Below are 7,457 nucleotides of genomic sequence, written 5' to 3'. Positions count from 1 at the left end.
CTTCGGCGGCGTGACGCTGCCGGCGCGCCCCGAGCCGATCGCCTTCGCGCCCGAGGCGACCGCACTCATCGTCGTGGACATGCAGAACGCCTACGCGACCAAGGGCGGCTACCTGGATCTGGCCGGCTTCGACGTCTCGCAGACCGGTCCGGTGATCGGCCGCATCGCCGCCGCGGTCGCCGCCGCGCGGGCGGCCGGCATCGTCGTGCTGTGGTTCCAGAACGGATGGGACGCGGACTACGTCGAGGCCGGGGGGCCGGGTTCGCCGAACTGGCACAAGTCGAACGCGCTGAAGACGATGCGGCGGCAGCCGGGGCTGAACAGCCGGCTGCTCACCCGCAGCACCTGGGATTACGATCTGGTCGACGCGCTCAAGCCGCAGCCCGGCGACATCGTCATGGGCAAGCCCCGCTACAGCGGCTTCTACAACACCGCGCTCGACAGCACCCTGCGGGCGCGGGGCATCCGCACGCTGGTCTTCACCGGCATCGCCACCAACGTATGCGTGGAATCGACACTGCGCGACGGGTTCTTCCTCGAATATTTCGGCATCGTGCTCGCCGACGCCACCCACCAGGCCGGCCCGCCGAGCCTGCAGGAGGGCGCGCTCCTCAACATCGAGACCTTCTTCGGCTGGGTCTCGGACGTGGCCGCCTTCGAGACCGCCCTGTCGGCCAGGGACGCCATTGCCGCCGAATAGACCCGAACACAGAGTGCCAAAAAAAATGCCCAAGACCGTCGTGATCCCGCCCGGCACCGGCAAGCCGCTGGCGCCCTACGTCCCCGGTACGCTCGCGGACGGCGTACTCTACGTCTCCGGCACCCTGCCGCTCGACGCCGACGCCAACGTCGTCCACGTCGGCGACGCCGCCGCCCAGACGCGCCACGTGCTGGAGACGATCAAGGGCGTCGTGACGGCCGCCGGCGGCACCATGGACGACGTGACCTTCAACCACGTCTTCCTCAAGGACTGGGCCGACTACGCCGCGATCAACGCGGTCTACGCCGAGTACTTCCCCGGCCAGAAGCCGGCGCGCTACTGCATCCAGTGCGGGCTGGTGAAGCCGGACGCCCTGGTGGAGATCGCCTCGGTGGCGCATGTCGGCCACCCGGTCGGCGCGCTCGCCGTCGACACCTCGGTCTGATGCCGGTCCACCACGACGTCGCGGGCTCCGGCGCGCGCACCGTCCTGCTCTCCCCGGGGCTCGGCGGGATGGCGGGCTACTTCGCGCCGCAGATGCCCGCTTTGGTCCCGCACTTCCGGGTCCTGACCTACGACCACCGCGGCACCGGCCGCTCGAAGGGCGCGCTCGAGCCCGGCCACGACATCGCGGCGATGGCCGAGGACGCGCTAGCTGTCCTCGACGCCACCGGAACCGAGACCGCGGACGTGGTCGGGCACGCGCTCGGCGGGCTGATCGCCCTGCAGCTGGCGCTGACCCACCCCACCCGCGTCGGGCGCGTCGTCGTCGTCAACGGCTGGGACGCGATCGATTCCGCGACGCTGCGGTGCTTTTCCGCCCGCAAGGCGCTCCTGAACCAGGCCGGCCCGGAGGCCTTCGTTCGGGCGCAGGCGATCTTCCTCTATCCGGCCCCGTGGCTCTCCGAGAACGCCGCGCGGGTCGCGTCGGACGAGGCGCATGCGCTGGCGCATTTCCCCGGCCCCGAGACGGTGCTCGCGCGGATCGCCGCGCTGGAGCGCTTCACGCTCGAAGGCCGGCTCGGCGCGATCCCGCACGAGACCCTGGTGATGGCGGCCCGCGACGACGTGCTGGTGCCCTACACCACCTCCGAACGCCTCGCCGCCGGCCTCGCCAACGCCCGCCTCGACCTCGTGCCGGACGGCGGCCACGCCCACAGCGTCACGCGCGCCGAAGCGTTCAACCGGACGCTGCTCGCCTTCCTGGGTCGAGTGCGGGTCACGGCGATGTCCGATCTTCGATGACGGCCGCACCCGTTTTCCCGGACGGGTGAAGCGTCAGCGGAACCCGATCCGGGACCCAGCGGACAAGGGTCGCGAAGCGTCGGAAACCCTTGCGCCGTTCGTAAGCCTTGCGCCGTTCGTATCGAGCCGCTGGTGCGGCCCTTCCTTCTGCTGGTTCCCGGATCGCCTTCCGCTGACGCTCCGGGCGTCCGGGAAAACGGCGTGCCGGCGAAGGGCGTGGGCTCGACGCCCTCTCAGGCCGGCTCGAACAGCGGCACCTGACGCATCTCCGGCACCAGCACCAACCCCTTGTCGGTGATGCGGATCTGAGGGATCACCGAGAGCGGAATCAGGTTGAAGCCCATATAGGGGATGGTGCAGCCGGCCCGCTCCCAGGCGACCTTGAGGGCGCGGACCTCCTCGGCGACGGCGCCGACGCGCTTGTCCGAGAGAAGGCCGGCCACCGGCAGCGGCACCATCGCGACGACCGCGCCGTCCTCGACGACGCAGACCCCGCCCTGATGCGCCGCGACGGCCTCGACCGCGACGCGCATGTCGGCCTCGTTCAGCCCGGCGACGATCAGGTTGTGCGAATCGTGGCCGACGCTGCTCGCCACCGCGCCCCGCTTCAGCCCGAAGGCCCGCAGCAGCCCGTGCGCCGCGTGGCCGCCGAGTCCGTGCCGCTCCACCACGGCGACGTGGCACAGGTCGTGTCCCGCGAGCGTCGCCGCCCAGTCCCTAGCGGGGTTCAGTGCCACGCGCTCGTGCATGAGCTCGATGCCCGGCAGGGTCGTGCGGATCGCGTTGACGGTGCAGGGCGCCGAAGGCAGTGCCGGGACCAGGTCCGGCAGGACGGTGGGCAGATGGACGGTGGCGTAGGCCCGGGTCGGATAGCGGTAAGGACGCGACAGGGCCGCGTCGAGGCGGGGTGTCACCGTGCGGTTCTCGACCACCAGCTCGCCGCCGTACCAGGTCGATTGCGGCACGAGGTCGTCGTCCAGCAGAACGAGGTCGGCCCGGCGGCCGCCGCCGAGGCCTCCGATCTCGCCGTCGAGGCCGTAGCGGGTCGCGGGGTGCAGCGAGCCCATCGACCAGGCCGCGGGCTTCGGGATGCCCATCCGCACCGCCTCCCGCACCACCCAGTCGAGCCCGTAGGCGAGGAGGTCTTCCGCGTCGCGGTCGTCGGTGCAGCAGCAGACCCGCTTGCCTGCGGCACCGTAGTCGATGACCGTACCGATCGCCTTCGGCAGCGAGTGCCACGGGGTGGTGGGCGGCCCGCCGCGCAGGAAAATCCAAACGCCGGCGTCGAGCAGGTCGTCGGCGATGTCGCGGTCGATCGCCTCGTGGGTGTCGGTGACGCCGGACGCGGCGTAGGCCGCGACGAAGTCCCGGCCGTAGATGTGGCCCGAGACCGGGCGCCCGCGCGAGAGCGATGCCGCGATGATCGCGTGCGCGCGCGGGTCGCCCTCCGCCACCGCGACGAAGTCCATCTTCTCGCCCAAGCCCACGGCCTCGGGCCAGGCGTCGAACAGGGCGGCGATCTTCTCGGCGCTGAGGTCGCCGCCCGCGGTCTCCAGGTCCGGCCGCGTCGCCGGCACCGTGCTCGGCACCGTGAGGTAGATGTTGAGCGGCGCCTCGCGGGCATCCTCCAGCATCCAGGCGACGCCGTCGGCATCGAGCACGTTGCCGATCTCGTGGCTGTCGCAGACGATCGTCGTCGTGCCGTTGAGCAACGCGGCCTCCGCGTAGGCGCAGGCGGTGACCATGCTGCTCTCGATGTGCAGGTGCGGGTCGACGAGGCCCGGCGCGATCAGGCCGCCGCCCGCATCGAACCGCGCTGCGCCGCCGCGATGGCTGCCGGCGGGCTTCACCGCCGCGATGCGGCCGCCCGCGATCCAGACCTCGCGCTCGGGCAGGATGCGGTCGGAATAGGTCGAGAGCACCCGCGCCCCCGCGATCACCAGATCGGGCTCGGCCCGGCCCGACGCCACGTCGGCCAAGCGGCGCGTCATCGTCGCGAGCGGCGCGACGGAGAAGCGGTTCAGCGGGCTTTGGGACATCGGGGCTCCCGGATCGGTCTTCGGCGGATGCGGGCTACCGGGGCACGCATCGTGCCAGGGCCTTGCGGACCGGCCCGCCTCACCAGGGTCCACGGACGAGGTTACGCAGGACAATGCCCGAATTCGACCTCGCGATCCGCGGCGGCACCGTCGTCACCGCCGCCGACACGCTCCGCGCCGAAATCGGCATCCGCGACGGCCGCATCGTCACTGTCGCCGAGCGGGTGGCCGACGCCGCCCGCACCGTCGATGCGTCCGGCCTCTTGGTGCTGCCGGGCGGCATCGACAGCCACGTCCACATCGCGCAGCCCTCCGGCCCCGGCATCGTCATGGCCGACGACTTCGCCTCGGCGACCCGCGCGGCGGCGGCCGGCGGCAACACCTGCGTGATGCCGTTCGCGTTGCAGCCGCGGGGCGGGTCCCTGCGCGAGGCGGCCGAAGCCTATCGCGCGCTGGCGGAGGGGCAGTGCCACGTCGACGTGGCGATCCACCTGATCGTCTCGGACCCGACCGAGGCGGTGCTCGGCCAGGAGCTGCCGGCGCTGATCGCCGCCGGCTACACCTCGTTCAAGGTGTTCATGACTTACGACGACCTCGTCCTGAACGACCGCCAGATCCTCGACGTGTTCGACGTGGCCCGGCGCGAGGGCGCCCGCGTGATGGTCCACGCCGAGGGCTACGACGCGATCCGCTACCTCAGCGAACGCCTGGAGAAGGCCGGCGAGACCCGGCCGTTCGGTCATGCACTGTCGCGGCCGCAACTGGTCGAGCGCGAGGCGGCGCACCGGGCGATCAGCCACGCCGAGCTCGTCGACCTCGACATCGTCATCGTCCACGTCTCGGGCGAGCAGGCGATGGAGCAGATCGCGTGGGCGCAGGGGCGCGGCCTCAAGATCCACGCCGAGACCTGCCCGCAATACCTGACGCTCACGGCCGACGACATGAAGGGGATCGGCGACGACCCGATGTCGGGCGCGAAGTACGTCTGCTCGCCGCCCCCGCGGGACGCCGCGAGCCAGGCGGCGATCTGGTCCGGCCTGCAGCGCGGGGTGTTCGACGTGGTCTCCTCCGACCACTGCCCGTTCCGCTACGACGACCCCGCCGGCAAGTTGAACCCGCGCGGAAAAACCTCCTTCCGCTGGATCCCGAACGGCATCCCCGGCATCGAGACCCGGTTGCCGGTTCTGTTCTCGGAGGGCGTGTCGACGGGGCGGATCACGCTGAACCAGTTCGCCGCGCTCACCGCCACGAACCACGCCAAGCTCTACGGCCTATATCCGCGCAAAGGCTCGATCGGCCCCGGCTTCGACGCCGACCTGACCCTGTGGGACCCGAACCGCCGCGAGACGATCCGCCAAGCCGCCCTCCATCACGGCGCCGACTACACGCCCTGGGAAGGGTTCCAGGTGACCGGCTGGCCGGTGATGACCATCGCGCGCGGGCGGGTGATCGCCGAGGATGGCCGGGTGCTGTCCGAGCCGGGCCAGGGCCGCGTCCTCGACCGGAGCCTCGCACCGGGCTGAGGCTCAACGCGTGCCGACGCTCCGAAAGATCCGGTCCGGTGCGAACGGGGTCGCGGTCAGCCGCGCGCCGGTGGCGTCGCGGATCGCGTTGGCGAGCGCCGGGGCGACCGGGTTGAACGGGCTCTCGCTCATCGATTTCGCGCCGAGCGGGCCGACGCTGTCGTGGGTGTCGGCGAACAGCACCTCCGTCGCCGGCACGTCGGCGCAGGCGGGGATGTGGTAGTTGCGGAAGGTCTGCGTGGTCACGCGGCCTTCCGCGTCGAGGCGCAAGTCCTCGTAGAGCGCCGCGCCGAGCGCCTGCGCGACGCCGCCCTCGACCTGCCCGCGGCACTGCATCGGGTTGATTACCCGCCCCGCGTCGGCCGCGTGGACGCTGCGCAGGATGCGGACCTCGCCGGTGCCCGGATGCACCGCGACCCGGAACGCCTGGACGTTGAAGGCGACCGAGCGCGGCGAGCCGTCGGCCCGCCCCTCCGCTTCGAGCGGGCCCTCGGCGATCAGGTCGGCCAACGCGACGCGACCGCCCGGAACGGCCACGTGGTCGGCCTCCAAACGGCAGTCGGCGGGCGCGACGCCCGCCTTCGCCGCGGCCCGGGTCAGGATCGCGCGGGCCAGCGCCTCCGCGGCGTTCAGCGTCGCGCGCCCCGCCACGACGATGCCGGTGCTGCCGTAGGCGCCCGTATCGTGGCCGACCGCGTCGGTGTCGGAGGCGCGGATGCGGATGCGGTCCGGCGTGGTGCCGAGCGCCGCGGCTGCGATCTGCGCATGCACGGTGGTGGTGCCGTTGCCGAACTCGGCGGTGCCGACGGAGAGGTCGTAAATGGCGCCGCCGGAAGGGGCGCCATCACCGCGACGGACCCCCTCTCCCGTGCGGGAGAGGGTTGGGGTGAGGGATGAGACCATGCCGGAGAGGTCACGCCCCTCACCCCGTCCCTCTCCCCCTGGGAGAGGGGACCCGCGATCGCTTGCGTCCCCGCGCAGCCCGATGCGCGCATCCGAAAAATGCCCGCGCGGCGGGATCGTGTCGATCATCGCCATCGCCATGCCCTCGCCGACGCGCCAGCCCTCCGGGGCCGGGTCGCCGGAAGGCGCTGCCATCGCCCGCTCGGCGAGGTCGAGGCACTGGTCGAGGCCGTAGCTGCCGTATTCGACGTCGTGCGGTTCGAGGCTCGTCGAGACCATCGGGTCGCCGGGCCGCACCGCGTTGCGGCGGCGCATCGCGTAGGGGTCGAGGCCGAGGTCGCGGGCGAGCTCGTCCAGCGCCGATTCGACGGCGAAGATCGTCTGGCTGAGGCCGTAGCCACGGAAGGCCCCGGCCGGCAGGGTGTGGGTGTAGACGGCGTAGCCGTCGATGCGCTTGTTCGGGCAGCGGTAGGCACCGATCACCTCGTTGGTGCCGTGGTGGAGCACGCCGCCGGCATGGTTGCCGTAGGCGCCGGTGTTCGAGACCACGTCGAGCTGGATCGCGGTCAGCGTGCCGTCGGCCTTCGCGCCGAGCTTCACCCGGACGCGCATCGGGTGGCGGGTGGTGGTGGCGACGAACTGCTCCTGGCGGGTGAACTCCCACTTCACCGGGCGCCCGGTGCGGAGCACCGCCAGCGCGACCAGGTCCTCGGTGAGCATCTCCTGCTTGCCGCCGAATCCGCCGCCGACCCGGCCCGCCACCACCCGCACCTGCGACCGGTCGAGGCCGAACAGGGTGCAGAGCGCGTCGCGGGTCAGGAACGGCACCTGCGTCGAGGAGCGGATCACGAGGCGGCCGTCGGGATTGCGCCAGCCGATCGCGCCGTGGGTCTCGAGGTGGGCGTGCTGCACCCGCTGCGAGCGGTAGGTGCCCTCGTAGACGCGATCCGCCTCGGCGAACCCGGCCTCGACATCGCCGACGAGGCCGTGCGCCTCGGCCGCGAGGTTCGCGCGGGCTTCTAGCGGCGGCGCGTCCGCGCCCGCCGG

The 7,457-nt window shown here is 72.1% G+C and carries 6 protein-coding genes; 4 read left to right on the top strand and 2 right to left on the bottom strand.

Features of this window, described 5'->3' with window-relative positions; genetic code table 11:
* Window positions 1–10: 10 nt before the first annotated feature.
* From rutB to rutD, 3 genes are read left to right on the top strand one after another with little or no spacing between them, the layout of a single operon-like run.
* Window positions 11–700, top strand: a complete 690-nt coding sequence (gene rutB, locus FV222_RS12650) for a pyrimidine utilization protein B (protein ID WP_147814513.1) — start codon at window positions 11–13, stop codon at window positions 698–700.
* Between the two features lie 25 nt (window positions 701–725).
* Window positions 726–1,145: a pyrimidine utilization protein C gene (gene rutC, locus FV222_RS12645; RefSeq protein ID WP_147814511.1), complete on the top strand. Its 420-nt coding sequence runs from the start codon at window positions 726–728 to the stop codon at window positions 1,143–1,145.
* The gene (gene rutD, locus FV222_RS12640) at window positions 1,145–1,945 is read left to right on the top strand and encodes a pyrimidine utilization protein D (RefSeq protein WP_147814509.1); all 801 of its coding nucleotides are present in this window, start codon (window positions 1,145–1,147) and stop codon (window positions 1,943–1,945) included. The genes rutC and rutD overlap by 1 nt, the downstream gene beginning before the upstream one ends.
* 233 nt (window positions 1,946–2,178) lie before the next feature.
* Here rutD and FV222_RS12635 read toward each other — a convergent pair whose 3' ends face one another.
* A complete protein-coding gene (locus FV222_RS12635) occupies window positions 2,179–3,984 on the bottom strand; it encodes an adenine deaminase C-terminal domain-containing protein (RefSeq protein ID WP_147814507.1) in 1,806 nt (601 codons plus the stop codon).
* A 113-nt stretch (window positions 3,985–4,097) separates the two neighbouring features.
* Here FV222_RS12635 and hydA point away from each other — a divergent pair, with 113 nt between their 5' ends.
* Window positions 4,098–5,507, top strand: a complete 1,410-nt coding sequence (hydA, locus tag FV222_RS12630; RefSeq protein ID WP_147814505.1) for a dihydropyrimidinase — start codon at window positions 4,098–4,100, stop codon at window positions 5,505–5,507.
* A 3-nt stretch (window positions 5,508–5,510) separates the two neighbouring features.
* Here hydA and FV222_RS12625 read toward each other — a convergent pair.
* A partial coding sequence (locus FV222_RS12625) for a molybdopterin cofactor-binding domain-containing protein (protein WP_147814503.1) occupies window positions 5,511–7,457 on the bottom strand: 1,947 nt, incomplete at its 5' end.

Origin of the sequence: Methylobacterium sp. WL103 (assembly GCF_008039885.1) — a bacterium.
Taxonomy (GTDB): Bacteria; Pseudomonadota; Alphaproteobacteria; order Rhizobiales; family Beijerinckiaceae; genus Methylobacterium; species Methylobacterium cerastii.
Note: the sequence above shows the minus strand (reverse complement) of the source record. Positions and strands in the feature narration are given on the sequence as shown.

Coding starts and splice junctions, on each gene's coding strand:
- hydA (WP_147814505.1), top strand. CDS start 4,098: ATGCCCGAATTCGACCTCGCGATCCGCGGCGGCACCGTCGTCACCGCC.
- FV222_RS12635 (WP_147814507.1), bottom strand. CDS start 3,984: ATGTCCCAAAGCCCGCTGAACCGCTTCTCCGTCGCGCCGCTCGCGACG.
- rutD (WP_147814509.1), top strand. CDS start 1,145: ATGCCGGTCCACCACGACGTCGCGGGCTCCGGCGCGCGCACCGTCCTG.
- rutC (WP_147814511.1), top strand. CDS start 726: ATGCCCAAGACCGTCGTGATCCCGCCCGGCACCGGCAAGCCGCTGGCG.